Here is a 24,568-nt window from a genome sequence, read left to right on the forward strand (position 1 = left end):
ACACCACGACGTCACGACAACACGCTTAGCTCCGCCGTGACGTTTTCCGAAACCTGCTTTGAATGAGGATTTGCCTATGCCTTCGCTGCGCCTGTTCGTTCCCGCGCTGTTTGCGCTCGCCATCGGTTGTGGCGTGACGGGGCCCGCTTCGGCCGACAGCTTCTCGGATGCCCAGCGCACCGACATCGAGGCGATCATCAAGAACTATCTCGTCACCCATCCCGAGGTGCTTGAGGAAGCGATGACCGAGCTCAGCAAGCGCCAGGCCGCCGCCGAGGCGCAGAAGCACGAAGCCAGCATCGCGCAGAACGCGGACGCGATCTTCAACTCGCCGCGCCAGGTCGTGCTCGGCAACAAGGACGGCGACGTCACCTTCGTCGAGTTCTTCGACTACAATTGCGGCTACTGCAAGCGCGCGATGACCGACATGCTCGACCTGATGAAGAACGATCCCAAACTCAAGGTCGTGCTCAAGGAGTTTCCGGTGTTGAGCCAGGGTTCGGTCGAAGCGGCGCAGGTCGCGGTCGCCGTGCGCATGCAGGATCCCACCGGCAAGAAGTATCTCGACTTCCACCAGAAGCTGCTCGGCGGTCGCGGCCAGGCCGACAAGGCGCACGCGCTCGCCGCGGCCAAGGAGGCCGGCCTCGACGTCGCCAAGATCGAGAAGGACATGGCCAATCCCGAAGTGCGCGCCACCATCGAGGAGAACTTCAAGCTCGCCGAAGCGATGGGCATGAACGGCACGCCGAGCTACGTGATCGGCAAGCAGATCGTCGTCGGCGCCATCGGCCTCGACGGCCTGAAGGAGAAGATCGGCGTCGCCCGCTGCGGCAAAGCGACGTGCTGATCGCACCTTCGTTCCATTCCGAATGAAGCGAGGCCGGCTGAAAAGCCGGCCTTTTTCTTTGCGCGCTTGCTGGCTCGATCGTGTCGCAATCCCGGCACGCGCATTCATTTGGCATTCAACAAACAAATGCCGAGGAACCAGTGAAGTTCCGGAACAACTCAAATCCCCTTTCGTTGTCGGCGCGGGCAATGACGCGAAAGAACACGTGAGGAGAAGTTCAATGTCTAACCGCTTTATGATCTCGGTTGCCGCGCTCGCGTTGATCGCCGGCACCGGACTGGCGAACGCACAGGGCACCATGAACCGCGAGAGCGGCGGCGCTGGCGCCGGCGCGCAGCAGCCGATGCAGCACTCGCAATCGTCGGGCAGCGCCTCCGAGCGCAGTGGCTCGATGGGCCGTGAGTCGACCCACGAGAAGGGCACCGTTGGTCAGGCCCAGGAGAAGGGCAGCGCCCACGAAAAGGGCACCGTCGGTCAGGCCCAGGAGAAGGGCAGCGCCCATGAGAAGGGTACGGTCGGTCAGGCTGGCGGCAGCATGAAGTCCGGCGCGGAAGAGAAATCGTCCGGCGCGAGCAAGGCTGAAGAGAAGTCCGGCACGATGCACAAGAACCAGTCGGCGGATGAGAAGGCTGGCGCGACCAAGGGCCAGCGCACTGACGAACGCGCGCAGGGTCAGCAGGACAAGTCGAAGAGCATGAGCTCGGAGAGCCAGTCCAAGTCCGGCCAGAAGGACATGAAGGCCGAGGACAGCAAGAGCGGCACCTCGACCAACAACGCCGAGAACCAGAAGGGCACCGGCACGAGCACCAACCAGAACGCTCAGGGCCAGAGCAGCACGAGCACGACGGTCGGCCAGGCCGGCGCGGCCGCCAAGCTCTCGACCGAGCAGCGCACCCAGATCACCTCGGTGATCCACGAGCAGCGCGTCGCCCCGGTGAGCAACGTGAACTTCTCGGTCTCAGTCGGTACCCGCATTCCGCGCTCCGGCATCGAGCTGCACGCACTGCCGTCCCGGGTCGTGACGATCTATCCGGAATGGCGGACCTACAAGTTCATCCTGGTCCGCGAGGAGATCGTGATCATCGATCCGGACACGTATGAGATCGTGGCGGTCCTCAACGCCTAAGGCCGGATCACGGCAACCATCCGGGGGCGGGCAGCAATGCCCGCCCCTTTGCGTTCGGCCGGCAGCCATGCTTTAGACTGGTTAACAAGCAATTTCCGTAGTTTCCGCACAGGTTTTTGCAACCCGGATGAGGTGCCTGAAGGCCTCCGGGAGGTCCTTCAAGGCTTCCCCTAACGCCCTTTGTTACCTATAACCCCCGCCACGCCGAAGCACCGGGATAGGAATGGCCGAACCAGCAACCGACACGATCCTCGTTCTCAACGGGCCGAACCTCAACATGTTGGGGACGCGCGAGCCGGAGAAGTATGGCCATGCGACGCTGGCCGACGTCGAGAGACTGTGCCGGGAGACGGCGAACCAGTTCGGCCTCAAGGCCGACTGCCGCCAGTCCAACCGCGAAGGCGAGCTGATCGACTTCATCCACGAGGCGCACGCCCGCAAGATGAAGGGCATCATCATCAATGCCGGCGGCTATTCGCACACCTCGATCGCGCTGCACGACGCGCTGCTCGCCGTGCAGATCCCGACCGTGGAAGTGCATGTGACCAACATCCACGCCCGCGAGAGTTTCCGCCACCATTCCTACACCGCGCGCGCGGCCTTCGCCTCGCTGTGCGGCTTCGGCATCGAGGGCTACCGCCTCGCCATCCAGGGCCTTGCCGCCAGGCTTGGCATCAAGCCCAAAGCCTGACGCTCCCTTTCAACAGAACATTCGGATCAAAGAACATGGCGCGCCAGCCGGACGACAAAGCAGCCGCAAAGTTTTCCAGCGACGATTCCGCGCTCGTGCGCGAGCTCGCCCTGCTGCTCGATGAGACCAGCCTCACCGAGATCGAGATCGAGCGTGCAGGCTTCCGCCTGCGCGTCGCGCGCAACATCAGCGTCGCCGCAACCATGCCGATGCCGGTGGCAGCCGCCGCCCACGCGGTACCGGTCGCCGCCGCGGCCGTCGCACCTGCGGCCAGTGCGCCCGACATGTCGAAGCACCCGGGCGCCGTCACCTCGCCGATGGTCGGCACCGCCTATTGGGCGCCGGAGCCCGGCGCAAAACCCTTCATCGAGGTCGGCACCAAGGTTTCGGTCGGCCAGACGCTGCTGATCATCGAAGCGATGAAGACGATGAACCAGATCCCCTCACCGCGCGCCGGTACCGTGACGCAGATCCTGGTCGAGGACGGCCAGCCGGTCGAGTACGGCGAGCCGCTCGTGATCATTGAATAAGCGAGTGGCGAATGGCGCGTGGCGAATGGTTGCTGTCTCACCATTCACCTTTCGCTACTCGCTATTCGCCCGCTGAGGCGCCATGTTCGACAAGATCCTCATAGCCAATCGCGGCGAGATCGCCCTTCGCATCTTGCGAGCCTGCAAGGAGCTCGGCATCGCGACCGTTGCCGTACACTCCACCGCCGATGCCGATGCCATGCATGTGCGCCTGTCGGACGAGAGCGTGTGCATCGGGCCGCCGCCCTCGAAGGACAGCTATCTCAACATCCCCAACCTGCTCGCGGCCTGCGAGATCACCGGCGCCGACGCCGTCCATCCCGGCTACGGCTTCCTGTCGGAGAACGCGCGCTTCGCGGAAATCCTCTCCGAGCACAATCTGCATTTCATCGGTCCCAAGGCCGAGCACATCCGCCTGATGGGCGACAAGATCGAGGCCAAGAAGACCGCCAAGCGGCTCGGCATCCCCGTGGTGCCCGGCTCCGACGGCGCAGTCGGCCCCGACGACGACGCGTTGGCGATCGCAAGGAAGATCGGCTTCCCAGTGCTGGTGAAGGCCGCTGCCGGCGGCGGTGGCCGCGGCATGAAGGTCGCGCACAGCGAGGCCGACTTGCAAGTGGCACTGTCGACGGCAGCCAACGAAGCCAAGTCCGCCTTCGGCGATGCGTCCGTTTACCTCGAAAAATATCTGCAGAAGCCGCGCCACATCGAAATCCAGATCCTCGGCGACGGCCGCGGCGGCGCGATTCACCTCGGCGAACGCGACTGCTCGCTGCAGCGCCGTCACCAGAAGGTCTGGGAAGAAGGCCCCTCGCCGGTGCTCTCCGCAGCCGCGCGCGCCAAGATCGGCGAGACCTGCGCCAAGGCGATGCGCGAGATGAAATATCTTGGCGTCGGCACCATCGAGTTCCTCTACGAGGACGGTGAGTTCTACTTCATCGAGATGAACACCCGTATCCAGGTCGAGCATCCCGTCACCGAGAGCATCACCGACATCGACCTCGTGCTGGAGCAGATCCGCATCGCTGCCGGCGGCGACCTGCCGGCGCGGCAGGACGAAGTCCAGATCATCGGCCATGCCATCGAGTGCCGCATCAACGCGGAGAACCCTCAGACCTTCCGGCCTTCGCCCGGCCGCATCCAGCAATATCACCCGCCCGGCGGGCTCGGCGTGCGGATCGATTCGGCGGTCTATCAGGGCTACACGATCCCGCCTTATTACGATTCCCTGGTCGGCAAGTTGATCGTCCACGGCAAGACCCGCGGCGAGTGCCTGATGCGGCTACGCCGGGCACTGGACGAGATGGTGGTCGAGGGCATCGAGACCACCTTGCCCCTGTTCCGCGCTCTGGTCCGGGAGCCCGCCATCATTGACGGCGACTATCATATCCACTGGCTGGAACAGTACCTGGCCGGCCAGACGGAACCCGCCGCCAAATAATCTCCCACCTCCTCGGGAACCCTTTGCCTTCACGGGCGTTTTGAGCAACTGGGGACTGCTCGAAGGGGGCTCCTTGGACTCCGTTGTCGTGTATCAGGCGAGACCGTCGTGAGGGTTGAGGCGCAGCGGCGGCGCGCATTCTGGCAGATCCTGCTGTTCAGCGCGGGCCTGTTGGTGCTGACCGTGATCAGCGCCGGCTCGGTTTATCTGGTCAACAAGGCCCGCAGCGACAACAAATGGGTGCTCCACACCATCGAGGTGGAGAACCAGGTCAACGCGCTCCTGCTCGAGGTCCGCCGCGCCGAGAGCGGCGCCCGCGGCTACCTCCTGACCCAGGGGGCTGATTTCAAGATCGACCATGACAAGGCGGTGGCCGCCATCATTCCCGCGCTCGACAGGCTCACGCGCCTGAGCACGGACAATCCCGCGCAACGCGACAAGATCGAGAAGCTGAGCGTCGCGATCGAGACCCGGCTAGATCAGTTCGCGCGCGAGATGGAGTTCGTCCGGCAGGGCCAGCCGGAGAAGGCCACGGCGCTGGTCCGCGAGGCCGCGCCCGCCGACACCACGACCACGATCAGCAGCGTCGCGAGCACGATGATCCGGGAAGAGGAGCGCCTGTTCTACCTCCGCTCGGTCAATGCCGACCACAGCCAGACGCTGGCGGCGTCGATGACCGGCATCGGCTCCGGCCTGGTGGTGGTGTTGGTGCTGATCTCGATCTGGCTGGTGCGGCGCTCGGCGCGGAGCCGCGATGAGGCCGAGGCGCGCCTGCGCGACGCGAACGTCAACCTCGAGACCATCGTCGATGAACGCACCGCGGACCTGCGCGAAGCCAACAACGAGATCCAGCGCTTTGCCTATATCGTCAGCCACGATCTGCGCTCGCCGCTCGTCAACATCATGGGCTTCACCAGCGAGCTCGAAGAGCTTGGCGGCGACATTTTCCGCCGCGTCAGTGGCCTCACCCATGTCCCGGCCGACGGTCCGCAGCTCGTGCCCGGCGCCGCCGGCAATATCCCGCTCGAAGGCCCCGACAAGCAGCTCTCGGAGGACTTCTCCGAGGCGCTCGGCTTCATCAAGTCCTCGATCGCCAAGATGGACCGGCTGATCTCGGCGATCCTCAACCTCACCCGCGAGGGCCGCCGCGAATTCCAGCCCGAGAGGATCGACACGCGCGAATTGATCGAGGCCATCGTATCGACGCTGGCACATCAGGCAGCCGAAGCGCAGGCTGAGATCCATGTCGAACCCCTGCCGGACGTCGTCAGCGATCGCCTTGCGCTCGAGCAGATCTTCTCCAACCTGATCGACAACGCGATCAAGTACCTGAAGAGCGGCGTGCCCGGAGAGATCAGAATCCGGGGGCGCACCAAGCTCGGGTACGCTATTTTCGAGCTCAGCGACAACGGCCGCGGCATCGATCCAAGGGATCACCAGCGGATTTTCGACCTGTTCCGCCGCGCGGGAACCCAGGACAAGCCCGGCCAGGGTATCGGCCTTGCGCATGTGCGTGCACTTGTGCGCCGTCTCGGTGGTACGATGTCGGTATCGTCGGAACTGAATGCGGGCAGTACATTCACGATCACGCTGCCAATGAATTGGAACGCCAGCAATCGGAAGACCGATCAATGACCCAGCCTGTCACCATCATCATGATCGAGGACGACGAGGGACATGCGCGCCTGATCGAGCGCAACATCCGTCGATCCGGGGTCAACAACGAGATCATCGCGTTCGGCAACGGCACCGATGCCATGATGCATCTGTTCGGCGCCGACGGCACCGGACTCAAGCAGAAGGGCAACGCCCTTCTGATCCTGCTCGACCTCAACCTGCCCGACATGACCGGCATCGACATCCTGAAGCAGATCAAGGAGAACAAGTATCTGAAGGCGTCGCCCGTGGTGGTGCTGACCACCACCGACGACTCCCAGGAAATCAAGCGCTGCTACGAGCTCGGCTGCAACGTCTACATCACCAAGCCCGTCAACTACGAGAACTTCGCCAACGCCATCCGGCAGCTCGGCCTGTTTTTCTCGGTCATCCAGGTCCCGCCCGCCGCCACATGAACCAGAGAACCCCGACACTGCTCTATATCGACGACGACGACGCGTTGGCGCGCCTCGTCGAGCGCGGGCTCACGCGCCGCGGCTACAAGGTCGTTCTTGCCGCGAGCGGCGAGGAAGGCCTCGAGCGCATTCGCCGCGCGGGTGCTGACGGCTCTATCGATGTCGTGGCGCTCGACCAGTACATGCCGGGACTCGACGGGCTGGAGACGCTCGAGCAGATCATGGCGATCCCGGATGCCCCGCCGGTGGTGTTCGTCACCGCCTCGCAGGATTCCAGCATCGCAGTCACCGCGCTGAAGGCGGGCGCGGCCGACTATCTGGTCAAGGACGTCAAGGGCGACTTCATCCCGCTGCTGCATGTCGCGGCCGATGGCGCGCTGCGCCAGGCCGAGATGCAGAAGGCGCGCGAGGAAGCCGAAGCCGAGGTCCATGCCTCGCGCGACCGCTACGCTGCGCTTGCCGCCGAGCGCGAGCTGCTGCTGCGCGAGGTCAATCACCGCGTCGGTAACTCGCTCCAGATCATCGCCTCGCTGCTGCACCTGCAGGCGAGTTCCGCCGCGCAGGAAGAGGTCAAGGCTGCCCTGACCAACGCGATGGGCCGCGTCGCCGCGGTCGCGCAGGTGCACCGCCGCCTCTACACCTCGCAGGATCTCAAGAGCGTGATCCTGAACCAGTATCTCGAATCCCTGCTCGAGGATTTGCGTCGATCGGCCGAAGGTAACCGGATGTCGCGGTTAACGCTGAAGGCGGAGCCGATCGAGATCGATCCGGACCGCGCGGTCGCCGTCGGCATCATCGTCAATGAGCTGGTGATGAACGCGGTGAAATACGCCTATCCGGACGGTGCCGGCCCTATCCATGTCGAGCTGACCTCGAAAGGCGAGGACCTCCTGCTGTCGATCGCCGACAACGGCGTCGGCGACAATGCCAAAGCCGATCCGCGCTCGACCGGGATGGGCCAGCGCATCGTCGCCGCGATGGCCTCCAAGCTCGATGCCTCCGTGGAGCGCGATCCCGACCATGCCGGAACCCGCATCGTGCTGAAATTCGGCCGCACCGCCGCGGCGCCCGGCAAGGCCAGCAACGCCGCAGCGAGTTGATCCGCGCCACCCATCGCAAGCCCGTCGCGATCCTGCTATTGTCGGCAGGCCATGACCTCGCGCGAATCCGCCTCGTCTGAAATCACGCCGGCTGTGCTGCTGCGCGCCTATGCCTGCGGCATCTTTCCGATGGCCGAGAGCGCCGACGATCCGACCTTGTTCTGGGTCGAGCCGGAAATGCGCGGCGTCATTCCGCTCGAGGGATTCCGCGTCGCCTCGCGTCTCGCACGCACCGTGCGTTCGGACGCGTTTCGCGTCACCGTCAACACCGCGTTCAAGGCAACCATCGCCGGCTGCGCCGCGCCGCAGACCGGGCGCGAGGACACCTGGATCAACAAGCGCATCCGCGATCTCTATGGCGGCCTGCACGAGCTCGGCCATTGCCACAGCGTCGAGGTCTGGCAGGGCGACGACCTCGTCGGCGGCCTCTACGGCGTCAGCCTCGGGCGCGCCTTCTTCGGCGAGAGCATGTTCCATACCGCGCGCGACGCCTCCAAGGTGGCGTTGGTGCATCTGGTCGCGCGTCTCATCCACGGCGGCTTCGAGCTGCTCGACACGCAATATGTCACCGAGCATCTGAAGAGCTTTGGCGCGGTGGAGATTTCGCGGCGGCGCTACACCGGCCTGCTCGACAAGGCGCTTGCCGACGAGCCCGCCGATTTCCTGAAGCTGACCGCCGGTGACGCGATCCCGGGCGCACGCGCGCTCGAGATCATCGCGACACGGCAATAATCAGACGATTTGGCTTAGCGGCTAAAGCCCGGGAAATTGAAAAGGCCCGGTTGCGGCGGCGGTGGCGGAGCCGGCTGTGTCTGCTGCGGTGGCGGCGGCAATGGCTGCGGCGGGCGCTGCTGCTGCACGGCCTGCTTGGGTGCGGCCTTCTTCTGCGCGGGCGGCGGGGGTGGCGGCGGCTTTGCCGCGGCGGGATCCGGCGCTGCGGTTGCGATCGTCTGCTGCGGCTCTTTGCAGTCGGTCAGCCAGATGTCGTAGATCGGATGCTCAACGCCGTGGAGACCGGGGCTTGCGGCAAACATCCAGCCCGAGAAGATCCGCTTCACCTCGCCCTGCAAGGTGATCTCGTCGACCTCGACAAAGGCGTCGGTGTTGGCGGCTTCCGTCGCCGGCCGCGTGTAGCAGGCGTCGGTTTTGACCCGCAGCGCGCCGAACTGCACGGTCTCGCCGATATCCTCGTCGAAATTGATGATGCGTCCGGTGATCTTGTCCAGGCCCGAGAAGGTGGCCTTCTTGTTGACGATCTTCTGCGCCGGCGGCTCGGTGACGACCTCGTCGCCCGGCTGGAGGCTCGCCGGCGTCTGCGGCACGCCGCCCTTCTGCTGCGGCTGGCGCTGGCCCGGCTGCGGCGCAGCTTGCGGATTGGGCGGGGCCACCGCCACGGAGGGCGGCTGGTTCTGCGGGGCGACAACGGTACCCGGCGGCGGCGCCAGGGGCTGGGTCTCGACCGGCCCCGGCAGGGCGTTGCCCTGGATATTGCCTTGAGGATTGCTCTGGCGCGGCATCGGACGCGACGGCAGCACGCGGCCCTGCGGCGGCAGCTCCGGCACCTCCTCGTCGTCGTCAGGCATCTGCGGCTGCGGCTGGCCACGCGGAATGCTGCCCGGCGGCCGCGGCGGCGGGTCGGAGAAGATCGTGCCGATCTGCGCCTGCGCGGGCGTCGCAACCGTCATGGCGGTGGCGGCCAGCAGTGCCGCAAGACCTGTCAGGGTAAGGGTTCGAAACATCTCGCGCGGCTTCAACAGCGAATCGGGCTTGTTGGACATTCTACAGGGGATACCGCCGCTCGCAGGCCATCGGGTTAACACGCCAAATAGGGCGGGGAAAGGGCGGCATCCCTGCCCTGCCCGCCGCCGGCTGGCCAGAGCCGTCCCGGGATGGAATAGTCGACCAGATTCAGGCGTCTCCGGCCAGCTGGAGCAGGACAAGACCCGTTATGCCCGTTGTGCTCGATCCCGATGCCGCCGCCGTCTACAAGGCGTTCCAGGAGGCCGGCCGCCCGCCTTACGAGACCCTGACCGCACCGGAAGCACGCGCCTATTACTTGCAGGCGCGCTTTGCCACCAATCCGGAACCACCCGAGCTGGCGCGCATCGCGCCGCTGGCGATCGTGGCGCCCCACGGCACGATCCCGGCGCGCATCTACGTGCCCAAGGAACTACGGCAGCGCGACGGGTTGTCGCCCGCGCTGGTGTTCTTCCATGGCGGCGGCTGGGTCGTCGGGGATCTCGAGACCCATGACGTCGCCTGCCGCAAGCTCGCGGTCGAGGGCGCGCTGATCGTGATCTCGGTCGACTACCGCCTCGCGCCTGAGCACAAGTTTCCCGCCGCCATCGATGATGCGATCGCCGCGACCCAATGGGTCGCAGCCAATGCGCGCGCGCTCGGCATCGACGCCGCGCGCCTCTCGGTCGGCGGCGACAGCGCCGGCGGCAATCTCGCAGCCGTCGTCGCCCTCGCCGCGCGCGATGGCAACGGCCCCGCGATCGCCGGCCAGGTCCTGATCTATCCGGCGGTCGATTTCGCCATGACGCACGGCTCCCACAGCGAGCCCGAGACCAGCGTGCTGCTCACGCATTCGGTGATCCGCTGGTTCTGCGACCATTATCTGAGCGGCGCCGCCGACGCTGCGGACTGGCGCGCCTCGCCGGTCCGCGCCGCGACGCATCTCGGCCTGCCGCCGGCCTATGTGCTCACCGCCGGCGCCGATCCGCTGCGCGATGAAGGCGCAGACTATGCCGAGCGTCTAAAACAGGCCGGCGTGAGCGTCACCTACAGGCACTTTCCAGGTCAGTTCCACGGCTTCTTCACCATGGGCAAGCTGCTCAAGCAAGCCAATGTCGCCGCGAGCGAAATCGGAGCGTGGCTGAAGGGGTTGGGCTAACGAGGCTGAGATCGAATGCCTTGGTTTCCCCGAACCATCATCGCCGTTCCCGTGCGCGGGCTCACATGGCTTGGCGACCAGGGCACGCGCGCGGTGGCGGCGCTGGTGTTCATCGCGGTTGCGGTGCCGCCGATCGGGGCGCTGCTGCGGCCCTACGTCACCGAGGCGATCTTCTGCCTGCTCTGCATCTCCTTCATGCGCGTCGATCTGGCTGCGCTCTACGGCCATCTGCGCCGACCCGGGCTGGTCGCGGCCGCCACCGCCTGGACCACGATCGGCGTGCCCATGATCGTCGGGCTGATCGCCTGGTCGACCGGGTTCGACGGCCGCTCGCCCGGCCTCTTCCTCGCACTGATGCTGCAAGGCATGGCCTCGCCGATGATGGCCTCGCCCGCGCTCGCCGCAATGATCGGGCTCGATGCCACGCTGGTGCTGGTGACGCTGGTGACCTCGACCGCGCTCGTTCCGTTCACCGCCTCACTGTTCGCGAGCCTGTTCCTGGGCGGCAGCCTCAGCATCACGCCGCTCACGCTCGGCCTGAAGCTGCTCGGCCTGCTCGCGGGATCGCTGCTCGCCGCAACCATCATCCGCCGCGTCGTCGGCGCGGACGCGATCCAGCGCCACAGGCGGCCGATCGACGGCATCAACATCATCATCCTGCTGGTGTTTGCGTCGGCGGTGATGGGCGATGTGGCAAGCGACCTCGTGACCGATCCGGTCTTCACCATCGGCGTCGCGCTGATGGCCTTTGCTGTCTATTTCACCCTGCTGGCGGTCACGACGCTGCTGTTCCGCCGCGTCGGCTATGAGCGCGCGCTGGCGCTCGGGCTGATGGTATCACAGCGCAATCTGGGGCTGATGCTGGCCGCGACCGCGGGCGCGCTGCCGCCGACGACCTGGCTCTATTTCGCGCTCACCCAGTTTCCGATCCACCTCGCGCCCTACATGCTGACGCCGATCGCACGCCGCCTGATGGCGCGCGTACGGACGTCCGACGCTGCCGCCGCGGGCAGCACGACCTAGGGGCACGCACTCAAAACTCCGCGCCGCAGTCAGGCGTTGATGAGGTCCGCTGTGCCCCTGATGGCGGCGCAAAAAGCGGACCCTCACCGGAGGTCCGAGTCGGGCCAGAAGCCGACGTGCCAGTCTTGCTGCTAATGCTTCTCCATGAAGGAAAGGATAGCTTGATCGTAGGCGCCGGGATTCTCCCATGAAACGGTATGTGAGCTCGCAGCGATTTCGATCCTTTCGCGGTTCGGCAAGCAAAGCTCTAATTGATCCACGACTCGGTGAAACAGGCGCGGGCTTCGCTCGCCGTTGGACAAGAGCGTGGGAGCCGTGATCGCTTTGGCCATGTCGCAGGTAAAGACCGGCCTTGGCCGCTTGGTTGTTGCATCCGCCTGAAATGATGCAACATTGTCCAAGTTCATTTTCCTTTGAGCGTCGGAACGGTGTTCGTAGGCCCCCGGGCCTCCAATGGCATCTACGATCATGGGAATCCCCCGCTGTATGTCGCCCATTCCAAGAGCTTCTCTGGCGGGCGCCATATTTGCGACCCATGCTTTCAGCATGTCGCCAGTATCTGGCAGACCATTCAATAGACCCAACGCCGGAGGTTCATTGAGCGCGAGACTGACGACCATGTCCGGATGTTTCGCGGCGAAGAAAAGAGCTGCGTACGCTCCGGATGAATGCGCTATGATCCGGGCCTTTGAGTACCCCAGAGCGCGCAAGAGGCCCGCGAGATCTTCACCGTGCACATCGGGGGCGGCGCTATCTGGTGTCCCGTCCGGACTTACTTCGTTCGGATAATTGTTCCGGCGACTGTATGCTATTGCGCGATATCGTGTCGCGAATTTTGGAAGTTGTTCGCTCCACATTCGGTAGTCTTGCAAACCACCGTGAACGAATATTACGGGCTCGCCCTGCCCAGCGTCGACGTAGGCAAATTCATATCCGTTGACAGAAATTCGCTTAACTTCCTCGGCGATGGTCAAGGTGCTGAGACCAGAGGCGATCAAACCCAACACCACAGAGCAAATGGCTTTTCCAATAGACATTGCGACCCCATGATGACGAATGGGAGGTGTACTATCTTTCCTAACAACTTATACGATCTGAGCGCGATTGTCTCCTGTGGGGTCACGAGCAGAAATGCTCTAACTGATCGCAAGATTTCCGCTTGCCCGTCAGAAGCTGACGTCTGCGCCTCTAGGAGTGCGCGACTTAGCCCGCCCGCGCCGCGCGCCGCAGCGCCTGCGGGGGCTGGCCGAAGGCGCGGATGAAGGCGCGCCGCATCCGCTCGGGATCGCGAAAACCGGTCGCCTCCGCGACGAGCTCGATCGCCTCGCGCGAGGACTGCACACGCTCGCGCGCGACCTCGACCCGCAGCCGCTCGATTGCCTTGGATGGCGTCGTGCCGGTCTCGGCGGCGAACGCGCGGGCAAAATGCCGCGCGCTCATGCCGGCGCGGTCGGCGAGATCTTCCACCGTCAGGGGCGAGTCGAGATTTTCGCGCGCCCATGACAACAACCCGCCGAACCGGCCGTTCGGCGTCTTCAATTCCAGCAGCGAGGAGAATTGCGACTGACCGCCGCTGCGGCGGTGGTAGAGCACGAGCTGGCGCGCGGTCGCTTGCGCGATCTCCTCGCCGTGATCCTCGGTGACCATCGCCAGCGCAAGGTCGATGCCGGCGCTGATGCCGGCCGACGTCCACACATTGCCGTCCCGGGTGAATATCTGGTCAGGCTCGAACTTCACCTTCGGATAGCGCGCGACGAAGTCGCGCGTCCGTCCCCAATGCGTGGTAGCGCGACGACCGTCGAGCAGTCCGGCTTCGGCGAGCACATAGGCGCCCGAGCAGACGCTGGCGACCCGCACGCCGCGCCGCGCCAGTCGCTGCACGAAGGCCAGGGTAATTGGGCATCGCGCCGCCGCTGCCACACCCTCGCCGCCCGCAACCACGAGCGTCGTGATTGCATTCGCCGATTTGAAATCGCGCGCGACCATTTCCACGCCGGACGAGCTGCGCACCGGCCCCGCCTTGACCGCCAGCACCCGGATCGCGAGCGGCTTGCCCGAATAACGCGCGCCAATTTCGAAAGCCGAAATGGGACCCGCCGCATCGAGCAACTGGAAATCCGGGAAGATCAGAATGCCGATCATGGCCTCGTCCGAAAATGAGGGAAATATGCCATTTCAGACGAAAGGGCACCATGCCACGCTGTCGTCGTCAAGTTGATTTTCGAGGAGGTCTTCGATGTCGTCGCCGCTTCAGATCGGACTCTTGGTATTTCCGCGGGTCACCCAACTGGACTTCACGGGTCCCTTGCAGGTGTTCTCCGCTGTACCCGGCGCGAAGTTGCACCTGATCTGGAAGCGCATCGAACCGGTGCCGAGCGACTCCATCCTCACGCTGACGCCGACCACGACCTTCGCCGATTGCCCGCAACTCGACGTGATCTGCGTGCCCGGCGGTGGCGGAACGGACGATCTGGTCAACGATACGGAGGCGCTCGATTTTCTGCGCGAGCAGGCCGAAGGTGCGAAGTACGTGACTTCGGTCTGCACAGGATCACTGGTGCTGGGTGCCGCCGGCCTTTTGAGGGGCTACCGCGCCGCCACGCATTGGAGCGCGATGGAGTTCCTTAGGCAGTTTGGCGCGACGCCGACAAAGACGCGCGTCTGCGTCGACCGCAATCGCATCACTGGCGGCGGCGTCACCGCAGGCATCGATTTTGCGCTGACGCTGGTGTCGATACTGGTCGATCGCACCATGGCGGAAGCGATTCAGCTCCGGCTCGAATACAATCCGGCCCCGCCGTTCAGTTCCGGCTCGCCGGAAACAGCACCGGCCGAGGTCCTCGCCCTGGTCAAGGAGCGCATCGCGCCGAACCAGGTCCGCCGCCTCGAGGCGGTCGGGCGCGCGGCCCACGGGTGATCTAGGCATTCCATGCTGGAGCGGAACTGGGGTTTTGGCAGACGAGTTAAGCCCGCACAAAACCCACAACGTCCGGGAGAGTGATCATGGAGCATCTCCACTACCCCAACGAAAGCACTGAGTATCGCGCCGCGCGAAACGCGCTGCTGGATGAGGAGATCGCCCTTCGGGCACAGATTGAATCCGTCGCTGCAAAGCGACGCGCGTTGCCGCTCGGCGGCGAAGTCCAGCAGGACTACATTTTCGAGCGCATCGGCAAAACGAGCATGCCGGAACAGGTCCGGATGTCGGAACTGTTCGGTCCACACGACACGCTGATCCTCTATAGCTTCATGTATGGGCCGGAACGCGAGCTGCCGTGCCCCGGCTGCACCCATCTGCTCGACGGGCTCGACGGCGCCGCCCGGCATATCGGCAAGCGCGCCGCCTTTCACATCGTCGCCAAATCGCCGATCGCGCGGCTGGCCGCCTGGGCCCATCAGCGCGGCTGGGAGCATCTGTCGCTGCTATCCACCGCCGCCAACAGCTACGACGCAGATTATTTCGGCGACACGTCAAAATTCTCGAAGGGGATGCGCACGCAGCACCACGTTCCCGACGGCGAGAACTGGGACGAGACGATCTTCAACGTCTTCAAGAAAGCCAACGGCAAGATCAGACACTTCTGGGGCTCAGAGATGAGCTTTGCGCCGCCCGCGCCGAAACAGCATCATCGCGCAGGCGATCTGGTCGACCCGCTCTGGGGCCTGCTCGACATGACGCCTGCGGGACGCGGCGACTTCTTCCCGAAGGTGCGCTACGACTGAAGCACGCAAGCGCGCTGGCACAACGCGATCAAAGAAAAAGGCCGCTTGGTTTCCCAAGCGGCCTCTCCTTTCTTACGGCGGCTGCACATTCCATCGGGCGATTTCGGAACTTCCAGACCGGGGGCCTATCTCCCGATCGAGTCCTGGTCGGCGGCCGCTGCATATCGGGACAGTCGCGAGCTGTTGCCCGAACCGAACGCGATGGTCTCCCATCTCCGTAAGATGGCTTCATTGAGCCCTATCGCTCGCGTCAGCGCAACGGGCGCGCAAGCGGCGTCCCCGCTGTTCCCGTTGTCCACAGCGGCGTGCGGCGGATGCGGATGCATCCAATCGCAGTGATGGAAGAGGCTGACCGGTTAGCCGGGCGTCCAGGGCTGGTAGTCGCCGGTCGCCTTCGGCCGCTTGCCGCTGGCGAGCGTCGAACCGGAGGGCCGGTAGGCCCTGGGCGTGCCGGTCAGATTCGGCTGGTGCGGCTTTTCCCACTCGCGCGGCTGGTAGTTGATCTCGGTCGGCGGCACGTCGATGACGTGATGCATCCAGCCGTGCCAGGCCGGCGGTATGCGGCTCGCCTCAGCATTGCCGTTAAAGATCACCCAACGCCGCTCGAATCCGAGCGTCGGATCGATCGCGCCGCCGCGGGTGCGATAATAGCGGTTGCCCTGCTCGTCCTGGCCGACCAGCTCCCCGAACCGCCAGGTCCAGAGCTGGGTGCCAAAGGTCTGGCCATTCCACCAGGTGAAGAGCTTGAGGAAGAACTGTTTCATGCGGCAAGGGCCCTGCTTCGTGGCGCCCTGATGCCATCCGGACGGCAAAATGTCCAGTCGGCAGGGCGCGGCCGCGCCCCCCGCAAACGCCGTAGTGTCGGCACGGAAGGGCGCCGCAAATCAGACGCGAACCGTTCGTGCCGGATATTGCGACCGCATGAGAGTTCTCTGTTCGCACGCAAACCGGCGTGATCCCCGGAACCACAGCCCTGTCAACGGGGTTTGCTCCCTGGAAAAGGAGTTGAAGAACATGAAAAGTCTGAAAGTTTTAGGCGCCGTCGCAGCGCTGGCGTTGGTCCTGCCGATGGTCACACCGACCGCAAGCTTTGCGCGCGGTGGTGGAGGACACTTCGGTGGTGGCGGCGGTCACTTCGGTGGCGGCGGTCACTTTGGCGGTGGCGGCGGCCACTTCGGCGGCGCTCACTTCGGTGGCGGAGGCTTCGGCGGTGGAGCACGGATCGGCGGTGGCGGCGGCAATTTCGCAGCCGGTGCCGCGATGCGTCCGAGCGTCGGTGCCGCGCCGTCCGTCAGCGCTGGCGGCGGCCGCAGCTTCGCAGCCGTAGGCAACAACTGGCGCGGCGGTGCTGGTAATTGGCACGGTGGCTTCCGGCATCATCGCGGCGGCTTCTTCCCGGGCTTCGCGGCAGGTGCTGCGATCGGCGCGCTGGGCTCATACGCCTATTACGGCGGCCCGTACTACGATGATCCCTACTACTATGGTGACTCCTATTACGACGAGGGTCCGTCCGTGGCCGTGGTGCCCGACACTGGCGGCGATTCGGCCGCCTATTGCGCGCAGCGCTACCGGTCCTACGACCCGGCGTCCGGCACTTATCTGGGATACGACGGTCTACGTCATCCCTGCCCGTAAGCGCATCAACATCGCCTGAATCCGAAAAGGGCGTCGCAGCAATGCGACGCCCTTTTCGCGCGCATCGCGTGCACCGGCGAGGTCTTGTACGCACTGTTGCAACGGACCTTTAATCACCCCACCGTGCATATCTCCCCTGATCCAATCCAAAATTGACCCGGCGCACGATTCTCTTATATCAAAAACCGCTGTGGGGACTTCGATCTACTGGGAAGAGTCATGCCGCGTATCCTCGTGGTTGATGACGATCCGATGGTCGGCGCGACCATCGAGGTCCTCCTCCAACGTCAGGGCTTCGACGTCACGCTGACTGACGGCGGAGAAACGGGGCTTGCTGCGCTCGAAGCGCAGACGTTCGACGTCATGCTGGTCGACATCTTCATGCCGCACATGCGCGGCTTCGAATCCATCCGCATCTTTCATGAGCGCGCACCGGCGATCCCGCTGATCGCGATGTCCGGTTATGCGTTCGCCTCGTCCGCCTCGCCCTCCCCCGATTTCCTGCGCATGGCGCTGGAGCTCGGCGCGATGCGCTGCCTGCGCAAGCCGTTCACGCCGGACGCGCTGTTGACCACGATCAGGGAATGCCTCGCCGGCCCAGGCGCGAGCGCACCGCCGCAGGACAAGAAAGAAGCCCCTTGATTCCCTCGCAGCGCGTCATTCTCGGTGCCGGACTTGCAATCCTCCTGATCATCACCGCCGCCTCGATCGGACTGGACGTCAAGTCACGGTCCGATGCCGCCTGGGTCAATCACACCGTCGGGGTTTTGAAGAAGATCTCGGACCTCCGCGTCCAGATCCGCAACGCCGAGAGCGCCGCGCGCGGCTACGAGATCTATCGCACCCAGGCGTTCAGCGACGAGTTCCAGGCCGCGCGCAGACAGATCGCGCCGGCGCTGGCCGAACTCAAGCTCGCCGTCCGCGACAATCCGGATCAGATCGCACTGCTCGAAGGCACAGAGCCGCTGGTCCGGCGCCGGCTCGACATCGCGGCCGAAGCGATGCGCTTGCGCGCGGAGAATGACGGCGCCGGCATCACCGCGCTCCAGGGCAAGGCCGAGGGCCGCGGCCTCATGGAAACGGTGATCGCCAATCTCGACCACCTGAGCACGCAGGAAGACAAGCTGCTCGCCGCGCGCACCTCGGATTCGCGCCGCACCGGCATCGTGCTGCTCGGCATCGACATCGCCGGCGCCGTGCTGATTCTGCTGCTCGTCGGGCTTCTGCTGCGCGAGACCCAGCGCAGCCAGGTGGCGCTCCAGAGCTCGCTGCACGAAACGCAGGCCGCCAAGGAGGCGCTGGAGGCCGCCGTCGCCGAGCGCACCGAGCATCTCGTTACCGCGCATGACGAGCTCCGCCTCTCCGTCAACGTGCTACAGAGCACGTTCCGCAGCATGGCCGAGGCAGTGCTGGTCATCGACAATGATGGCGACGTCCTTTTGTCCAATCCTGCCGCGGAGCGCATGCTGCTGCATCGCGCCGGCATGAACCTGCGCAACCTGGGGGCGCTGTCCGACGTTTTCCATGGCGACGGCGTCACGCCGCTCAAGTCTGAGGAGCTGCCGTCGACGCGCGTGCTGCGGGGCGATGCGTTCGAAGAGCTGGAGATGATCGTCCGCCCGCACAGCGGCAATTCGCCCCGGCATCTCATGATCAGCGGCCGGCCGATGCGTGACGGCCAGGGCAATATCTCCGGCGCCGTGCTGGTCTATCACGACGCCACCACCTCTCGCGAGACCGAACGGCAGCTGCACCAGTCGCAGAAGCTGGATGCCATCGGCAAGCTCACCGGCGGCGTCGCGCACGACTTCAACAACATGCTGACGGTGATCTCCGGCAATATCGAGACGCTGGTGGCGAGCCTGAAGGAGCAGCCCGAGCTCCAGCGCGTGGCGCGCCTGGTCGACGATGCCGCCGAGCGCTGCGCCGACCTGATCCAGCACCTGCTCGCCTTCGCGCGCAAGCAGCCGCTCAAGCCGCGCGACGTCGAGATCAACGCCGCGATCACCGATATCGCAAAGCTCCTGCGCCCGACCCTCGGCGAGCAGATCCAGATCGAGACCGTTCTGGAACAGGGACCGATGACCTCGCATATCGATCCGTCCCGGCTCACCAATGCCGTGCTGAACATGGCGATCAACGCCCGCGACGCCATGCCGAACGGCGGCAAGCTCCTGCTCGAGACCCACCGGATCGTGCTGGACGCGGCCTATGCGCACGCCAATGCGGACGTGCGCCCCGGCGAATACGTAATGCTCGCGGTCAGCGACAACGGCACCGGAATGCCGCCTGACGTGCAGGAGAAGGCGTTCGAGCCCTTCTTCACCACCAAGGAGGTCGGCAAGGGATCGGGCCTCGGCCTCTCCATGGTCTACGGCTTCGTCAAGCAGTCCGGCGGCCACATCAAGATCTACAGCGAGGAAGGCCACGGCACGACGATCAAGCTCTATCTGCCGCCGGGCGAAGGAACGACTGAAGCAGCCGTCCCCGCAGCACCCGCAGCCACGGGCGGCATCGAGACCATTCTGGTCGTCGAGGATGACACGCTGGTGCGCAACTTCGTCACCGCGCAGTTGCAGAGCCTCGGCTACCGGACCATCGCGGCCGCCGACAGTAAGGCCGCGCTGCAATTGATTGAGGCGGGCGAAGCCTTCGATCTGCTGTTCACCGACGTCGTGATCCCCGGCGGCATCAGCGGTCGCGAGCTTGCGGAGAAGGCGGCAAGGATCCGCCCGGGGCTGAAAGTGCTCTACACCTCCGGCTACACCGACGACGCCATCGTGTACCAGGGCAAGCTCGACGACGGCGTGATGCTGCTGACAAAACCCTACCGCCGCAACCAGCTCGCCGAGATGATCCGGCTGGCGCTGCACGGGGGCGCGGCGGGGGTCTAGCGCGGACTGAAGAAGTCGCGCCGCTGTCACGCACGCACGTATGAGGTCGCGCGCAGTGGCTCAGAATGTGAGTTCCGGTTTTCCTCGATACGCCGTGGCTCGCCAGGATCTGCGCCTGAGGTGTTCCGGAACCGCGCTAGAGCAATGAATATGGCCGCTTTGATCGCGATCGAACCTGTCTCAAGCAAAAATCAAGCGCATCTCAAGGACAAATCGTCTCACCAGCCCAATCTTTGAGCACGCTCTCGCCGACTAATGTTTGAGCCGGCGCCGCGACGGTCCGCTTGCGGAGCGCGACATCGAGCGCAGTCACCAAATGCAAAGCTTGGATCTCGGCCTGCCGCTGGAACCGGCAACGCCGCTTCGGCAGGTGCTCGCATGAATAGACGGGAGTTCATCTTGTTGATCGGTGGAGGACTGGCCTGGCCTGCCATCGCGCGAGCGCAGGACGGAACCAAGCTCCATCGGATCTTCTGGGTCTCCACCGAGTCCGAACCAGATCCTTTCCTGGACGGCTTTCGCGAGGGAATGCGCGCGCTGGGATACGTCGAGGGCAAGACCGTCGCCTTCGAGACGCACTACGCGCCTGGAAATCCGCAGGCGCTGCGCAAGATCGTCTCCGAGTTGCAACGGGGGAATATCGACCTCGTGGTCTCGAGCGGTCCGGCGACGCGCGTCATGACTGCGGTCACCGACATCCCCGTGCTGTTTGCATTGAGCGGTGATCCCGTCGCTTTGGGTGTGGTGAAGAGCCTTGCTCACCCCGGCACCAATTTCACCGGCAGCACATTCCTGTCGCTGGAGCTGGCAGGAAAGCGGGTTGAGCTGCTCAAGGACATTTATCCAAAGCTGCGAAAACTGGCGGTCTTCTCGAACACGGATCATCCGGGAGAGCCGCTGGAATGGCGTGCGACTTTGGAATCATGCAGGAACTTGGGCATTGAAGCAGCCTACGTTCCGTTCTGTGGCGCTCGCGACATCGAGAATGCGTTGACGGCTGCCGGCAAGGTCGACGCCAATGCTCTCCTCGTATTTCCCGATGTTGTGACCCTGGTGCATCGTGCCAAGATCGCAGAGTTCGCAATCGCGAACCGGCTGCCTTCGATGTTTGGCTGGTCTGAATATTGCGACGCTGGAGGCCTCTTGAGCTACGGCGCGAACCAGCGCACGACCTATTATCGGCTTGCCACCTATGCCGATCGCATCCTGCGCGGTGAGAATCCATCCGATCTTCCGGTGATGCGCCCCGAGAAGTTTGAACTGGCAGTCAATCTGAAGACGGCCAAGCTCCTGGGTATTGACCTGGATGTATCGTCGATCCTGTTTCGCGCCAACAAGGTGATCTCCTGAGAGCGGTTATGACGGACGGTGCTGCGCAGTCCTCGTCGCGTGCGATGCCCCCGCGTCGCTCGCTGTTTTGCAAGTATTTCGCGACGTTGTTTGTCGCTGCAGTCGTGCCTCTGATACTGGGCGCGGCCGTCGAGGCATCGTTCGGTTACCGGGACCAGCGTCGCCAGATCAGCGCAGTGCTGCAGGCCGATGCTCGCGCAGCCTCAGACAGGATCGAGGCGTTCACCGATGGCATCCGAGATCAGCTCGGGTGGATGGTGCAGCTTCCCTGGTCTGCCGGAGACGATGTGCAACATAAGATCGACGCCTTGCGTCTCCTCCAGCAGGTGCCTGCGATCGTTTCAGTTTCGCTTCTGGACGAGACCGGCACCGAACGGGTCTTTGTTTCCAGACTGCATCTGAACAGGACCGGTCGCGGCATTGATATGTCTGCGGACCCTGCTGTCCTGGGTGCACGCGCCAACAAGGTCTGGTACGGACCGGTTCAATATCAGCGAGATTCAGAGCCCTACATGAGGATCGCGGTTGCCGGGAGCCTGCCGGCCGCCGGCGTTGCGATCGCGGAGGTCAATCTGAAGCTGATCTGGGACGTGATCTCGGCCATCAGAATTGGCGAGACCGGCTACGCCATCGTCGTCGATGACTCCGGTCACCTGATCGCCCATCCCGACATCAGCCTGGTTCTGCGCGGCCGCGCCAGCTCGGGCAGTTTCAGCCGGATCAAGCAGCTCGTTGGCGCGGCCAGCGGAGCGGCGGTGATCACCGGGGACCAGGGCAAGCCGGTGGTGGCGCTATCCGTTCACGCCGCCGACGTGGGATGGACGGTGATTGCGATGCAGCCGGTCTCGGAAGCCTTTGCATCAATTCGCGCGGCTTTGTGGCGGTCCTCAATTCTCATCGCCTTTGGCATTCTCATCGCGCTGGCGCTCGCCTATTGGCGCGCACACAGAATGTCCGGTCCGATCAAGCAGCTGGAAGAGGGCGTGGAGCGGATCAGAACCGGACAATTCGAGCATCGCATCAAGATCTTCAGTGGTGACGAGCTGCAGCAACTGGCGTTGCGCTTCAATGAAATGGCATCCGAGCTGGCGATCTCGCAGCAAAAATCTGCGCGGATCGAACGACTGAAGCAATTCTTGCCGTCACAAGTCGCCGAACTGGTCGAGCATTCCCATGAGCTGCTCGAAGGACAGCGGCGTGAAGTCGCCGTCATCTTTGGCGATTTGCGCGGCTTCACGGCGTTCTCCACGCGCAATGAGCCGGATGTCATCATGGCCGTCATGCGCGAGTACTATGAGGCCGTTGGCACCGTTACGACTCGTCATGAGGCAACTCTCATCGGCTTTGACGGCGACGGGGTCATGCTCCTCGTCAATGCCCCGGTCGCATGTGAACAGCCCGCAACTCAAGCGGTCCGGCTCGCGATCGACCTGCAGATGACGGTGCAGTCCATCGCCAGCAAATGGTGCGACGCCGGCCACGCGATTGGCTTCGGTGTGGGCGTTGCCATGGGGCCGGCGACGGTCGGCACCGTCGGTTATAACGGTCGGCTGGACTACACGGCCATGGGCGCCGTCGTGAATTTGGCGTCGCGGCTCTGCAATCTCGCGAAGGACGCGCAGATCCTGGCTGATCCCACCATCGCCGGGCGGGTGCGGGATAGCATTCCGTTGGCATCGCTCGGACAGCGGGCCATCAAAGGCTACGACCAGGCACTCGAAGTCTTTGCTGTCGCGCAGGCTGACTTGCCGGTGAAACCGCCGGGCTCCGGGCCACGCCGGCGAGAGAAAGAGCCTCAGACCCATTGATGCACCGGAGTTCGGGACTGCTAGCGCGTCGCCAGCACGACGCCGGCGAGCGTGAAGATCAGCGCCGCGATCTGCCCTGCCCCGAGCGGCTCTCCCAGCGCGAGCGCGGAGGCCACGACGCCGATGACCGGCACCGCCATGGTGCCGATCGCCGCGACCGAGGCCGGCAGCCGCGACAGCGCGGCGAACCAGCTCACATAGGCGATGCAGAACTGCACCACGGTCGAATAGACCAGCAGCGCCCAGCCGACCGGGGTCACCAGTTGCAGATGTGTGGTCTCTAAGAGAAGGCCCGCGATCGCGATCGGCAGGCAGCCGACGCCGATCTGCCAGGCCGCCGCCGTGATCGGCGGCAGATGGATCGGGTATTTCTTGAGCAGCACGGTGCCGAGCGCGAAGCCGAACGCGCCGGCGAGCGCCATGATGATCCCCGGCAGCTTGGCCTGGCTCGCGGCAAAGCCGTTGCCGCCCATGATCGCGGCGAGGCCCGCAAAGGCCATCACCAGCGCGATGGTCCGCAGCAGCGTCGGCCGCTCGCCGAGCACGGGCCAGGCGATGATCGAGGCCCAGACCGGCATGGTGTAGGCGATCAGCGCCGCCTCGCTCGCCGGCAGCCAGAGCAGCGCGAGCCCCATCAGCACCATCCAGCCGGTGACGTTCAGCACGCCCGCGATCAGAACGCGGGGCCAGACCTCGGGCCGGACCTTGAGGCTGTCGCGCCGGATCAGGGCCAGCGCGGCCAGCAGGGCCGCCCCGAGCACGCCGGTCACCCCGCGTAGCGTCAAAGGCGGCAGCTCGGCGAGGAGGAATTTGGTCACAGGCCAGTTGAAGCCCCAGCCGATCGAGGTGATGGCGAGGAACATCAGGCCGGCCGGGGCGATGCGCGGCCGCGCATCCCGGCGAGTCGAATCATGCATGTGGGGTACCCGGCAGAAATCGGGGGCAGCTTGGCCCGGATTCGGGGGCCCGACCACCACCTTGGCGGGCATGCCTGCCCCAACGTTCCGTAGCACTACGTGAGTCTTGCTGACGCAATCCCATTGCCCAAAAAATATACTGCCCTGTGAACAGCGGGACGAAGCTCGCGTATCCACACCGGACGCAAATTTTTTCGGTTGGGAATCCCTGAGGACTCACTGATACTTGCCTCAAGGACAGGTGAGGCCGAGTCCCCTGTTATCCCCCGCTCTCCACCATATTTAGTATTTGATTCAGGAACTCGCACTAGTTCTTGACGGGCGCAACGGAGAGTCCTAGCTTTCGGACCGTTCGGCGCGAGTGAGTTTGCGTCCCGCCGGCACTCCCCCAAAGGGTCCCGCAAATAACCACTCCGCCGGCCAGACAAAGGCAGCGGGGAAGGGCTTGTCTGCCCTCCAAAAGCGGACTTTTCGGGCGCCAGAACGGGCCGGCAAAAGGCTCGAATGGCATCGGT

The 24,568-nt window shown here is 64.5% G+C and carries 23 protein-coding genes; 18 read left to right on the top strand and 5 right to left on the bottom strand.

Features of this window, described 5'->3' with window-relative positions:
* Window positions 1-76: 76 nt before the first annotated feature.
* The 9 genes from K289_RS0122890 to aat all read left to right on the top strand — a co-directional run bounded on the left by K289_RS0122890 (window position 77) and on the right by aat (window position 8,539).
* Window positions 77-847: a DsbA family protein gene (locus K289_RS0122890; RefSeq protein WP_027553671.1), complete on the top strand. Its 771-nt coding sequence runs from the start codon at window positions 77-79 to the stop codon at window positions 845-847.
* A gap of 220 nt (window positions 848-1,067) precedes the next feature.
* Window positions 1,068-1,973 (top strand): DUF1236 domain-containing protein, encoded by a 906-nt coding sequence (locus K289_RS0122895; RefSeq protein WP_027553672.1) that lies wholly within the window; start codon window positions 1,068-1,070, stop codon window positions 1,971-1,973.
* 223 nt (window positions 1,974-2,196) lie between these two features.
* Window positions 2,197-2,664, top strand: coding sequence for a type II 3-dehydroquinate dehydratase (gene aroQ / locus K289_RS0122900; RefSeq protein ID WP_027553673.1), 468 nt, complete (start codon window positions 2,197-2,199; stop codon window positions 2,662-2,664).
* Window positions 2,665-2,699: 35 nt separating this feature from the next.
* Window positions 2,700-3,194, top strand: coding sequence for an acetyl-CoA carboxylase biotin carboxyl carrier protein (accB, locus tag K289_RS0122905; RefSeq protein WP_027553674.1), 495 nt, complete (start codon window positions 2,700-2,702; stop codon window positions 3,192-3,194).
* An 82-nt stretch (window positions 3,195-3,276) separates the two neighbouring features.
* A complete protein-coding gene (gene accC / locus K289_RS0122910; RefSeq protein WP_027553675.1) occupies window positions 3,277-4,635 on the top strand; it encodes an acetyl-CoA carboxylase biotin carboxylase subunit in 1,359 nt (452 codons plus the stop codon).
* A gap of 108 nt (window positions 4,636-4,743) precedes the next feature.
* Window positions 4,744-6,270, top strand: coding sequence for a CHASE3 domain-containing protein (locus K289_RS0122915; protein WP_027553676.1), 1,527 nt, complete (start codon window positions 4,744-4,746; stop codon window positions 6,268-6,270).
* Window positions 6,267-6,707 carry a response regulator gene (locus tag K289_RS0122920; protein WP_027553677.1) on the top strand — a complete coding sequence of 147 codons (441 nt, stop codon included), beginning with the start codon at window positions 6,267-6,269 and terminating at the stop codon, window positions 6,705-6,707. Before K289_RS0122915 ends, K289_RS0122920 begins: the two co-directional genes overlap by 4 nt.
* Entirely contained in the window at window positions 6,704-7,807 is a 1,104-nt protein-coding gene (locus tag K289_RS0122925; RefSeq protein ID WP_027553678.1) for a sensor histidine kinase, read from the top strand. Before K289_RS0122920 ends, K289_RS0122925 begins: the two co-directional genes overlap by 4 nt.
* A gap of 51 nt (window positions 7,808-7,858) precedes the next feature.
* The gene (gene aat, locus K289_RS0122930) at window positions 7,859-8,539 is read left to right on the top strand and encodes a leucyl/phenylalanyl-tRNA--protein transferase (RefSeq protein ID WP_027553679.1); all 681 of its coding nucleotides are present in this window, start codon (window positions 7,859-7,861) and stop codon (window positions 8,537-8,539) included.
* Window positions 8,540-8,553: 14 nt separating this feature from the next.
* Here the strand turns inward: aat and K289_RS0122935 are convergent, their stop codons facing one another.
* Window positions 8,554-9,585 carry a DUF2155 domain-containing protein gene (locus tag K289_RS0122935; protein ID WP_027553680.1) on the bottom strand — a complete coding sequence of 344 codons (1,032 nt, stop codon included), beginning with the start codon at window positions 9,583-9,585 and terminating at the stop codon, window positions 8,554-8,556.
* Window positions 9,586-9,755: 170 nt separating this feature from the next.
* Here K289_RS0122935 and K289_RS0122940 point away from each other — a divergent pair, with 170 nt between their 5' ends.
* Window positions 9,756-10,703: an alpha/beta hydrolase gene (locus tag K289_RS0122940; RefSeq protein ID WP_027553681.1), complete on the top strand. Its 948-nt coding sequence runs from the start codon at window positions 9,756-9,758 to the stop codon at window positions 10,701-10,703.
* Between the two features lie 15 nt (window positions 10,704-10,718).
* Window positions 10,719-11,726, top strand: a complete 1,008-nt coding sequence (locus tag K289_RS0122945) for a hypothetical protein (protein ID WP_027553682.1) — start codon at window positions 10,719-10,721, stop codon at window positions 11,724-11,726.
* 131 nt (window positions 11,727-11,857) lie between these two features.
* On the opposite strand, the gene K289_RS0122950 is transcribed toward K289_RS0122945, so the two are convergent.
* Window positions 11,858-12,763 carry an alpha/beta fold hydrolase gene (locus tag K289_RS0122950; protein ID WP_084788688.1) on the bottom strand — a complete coding sequence of 302 codons (906 nt, stop codon included), beginning with the start codon at window positions 12,761-12,763 and terminating at the stop codon, window positions 11,858-11,860.
* A 166-nt stretch (window positions 12,764-12,929) separates the two neighbouring features.
* Entirely contained in the window at window positions 12,930-13,868 is a 939-nt protein-coding gene (locus K289_RS0122955; protein ID WP_027553684.1) for a GlxA family transcriptional regulator, read from the bottom strand.
* A gap of 94 nt (window positions 13,869-13,962) precedes the next feature.
* Between K289_RS0122955 and K289_RS0122960 the strand changes: the two genes are divergently transcribed.
* Window positions 13,963-14,643: a DJ-1/PfpI family protein gene (locus K289_RS0122960; RefSeq protein WP_027553685.1), complete on the top strand. Its 681-nt coding sequence runs from the start codon at window positions 13,963-13,965 to the stop codon at window positions 14,641-14,643.
* Window positions 14,644-14,729: 86 nt separating this feature from the next.
* The gene (locus tag K289_RS0122965; protein ID WP_027553686.1) at window positions 14,730-15,449 is read left to right on the top strand and encodes a DUF899 family protein; all 720 of its coding nucleotides are present in this window, start codon (window positions 14,730-14,732) and stop codon (window positions 15,447-15,449) included.
* A gap of 356 nt (window positions 15,450-15,805) precedes the next feature.
* Here K289_RS0122965 and K289_RS0122970 read toward each other — a convergent pair whose 3' ends face one another.
* On the bottom strand, window positions 15,806-16,213 hold the full coding sequence (locus tag K289_RS0122970; protein ID WP_027553687.1) for an NADH:ubiquinone oxidoreductase subunit NDUFA12: 408 nt from the start codon (window positions 16,211-16,213) through the stop codon (window positions 15,806-15,808).
* A gap of 250 nt (window positions 16,214-16,463) precedes the next feature.
* On the opposite strand from K289_RS0122970, the gene K289_RS0122975 reads away from it, so the two are divergent.
* From K289_RS0122975 to K289_RS0123000, 5 genes are all read left to right on the top strand, one after another.
* The gene (locus tag K289_RS0122975; protein WP_027553688.1) at window positions 16,464-17,084 is read left to right on the top strand and encodes a BA14K family protein; all 621 of its coding nucleotides are present in this window, start codon (window positions 16,464-16,466) and stop codon (window positions 17,082-17,084) included.
* 219 nt (window positions 17,085-17,303) lie between these two features.
* Window positions 17,304-17,726 (top strand): response regulator, encoded by a 423-nt coding sequence (locus tag K289_RS0122980; protein WP_027553689.1) that lies wholly within the window; start codon window positions 17,304-17,306, stop codon window positions 17,724-17,726.
* Window positions 17,723-19,978: a CHASE3 domain-containing protein gene (locus K289_RS0122985; RefSeq protein ID WP_027553690.1), complete on the top strand. Its 2,256-nt coding sequence runs from the start codon at window positions 17,723-17,725 to the stop codon at window positions 19,976-19,978. Before K289_RS0122980 ends, K289_RS0122985 begins: the two co-directional genes overlap by 4 nt.
* Window positions 19,979-20,356: 378 nt before the next feature.
* Window positions 20,357-21,328: an ABC transporter substrate-binding protein gene (locus K289_RS0122995; RefSeq protein WP_027553691.1), complete on the top strand. Its 972-nt coding sequence runs from the start codon at window positions 20,357-20,359 to the stop codon at window positions 21,326-21,328.
* Between the two features lie 8 nt (window positions 21,329-21,336).
* The gene (locus K289_RS0123000) at window positions 21,337-23,136 is read left to right on the top strand and encodes an adenylate/guanylate cyclase domain-containing protein (RefSeq protein WP_027553692.1); all 1,800 of its coding nucleotides are present in this window, start codon (window positions 21,337-21,339) and stop codon (window positions 23,134-23,136) included.
* 20 nt (window positions 23,137-23,156) lie between these two features.
* Here K289_RS0123000 and K289_RS0123005 read toward each other — a convergent pair whose 3' ends face one another.
* A complete protein-coding gene (locus K289_RS0123005) occupies window positions 23,157-24,053 on the bottom strand; it encodes a DMT family transporter (protein ID WP_027553693.1) in 897 nt (298 codons plus the stop codon).
* Window positions 24,054-24,568 lie beyond the last annotated feature (515 nt).

The sequence above is a fragment of the Bradyrhizobium sp. Cp5.3 genome, from assembly GCF_000426265.1.
Lineage (GTDB): Bacteria > Pseudomonadota > Alphaproteobacteria > Rhizobiales > Xanthobacteraceae > Bradyrhizobium > Bradyrhizobium neotropicale.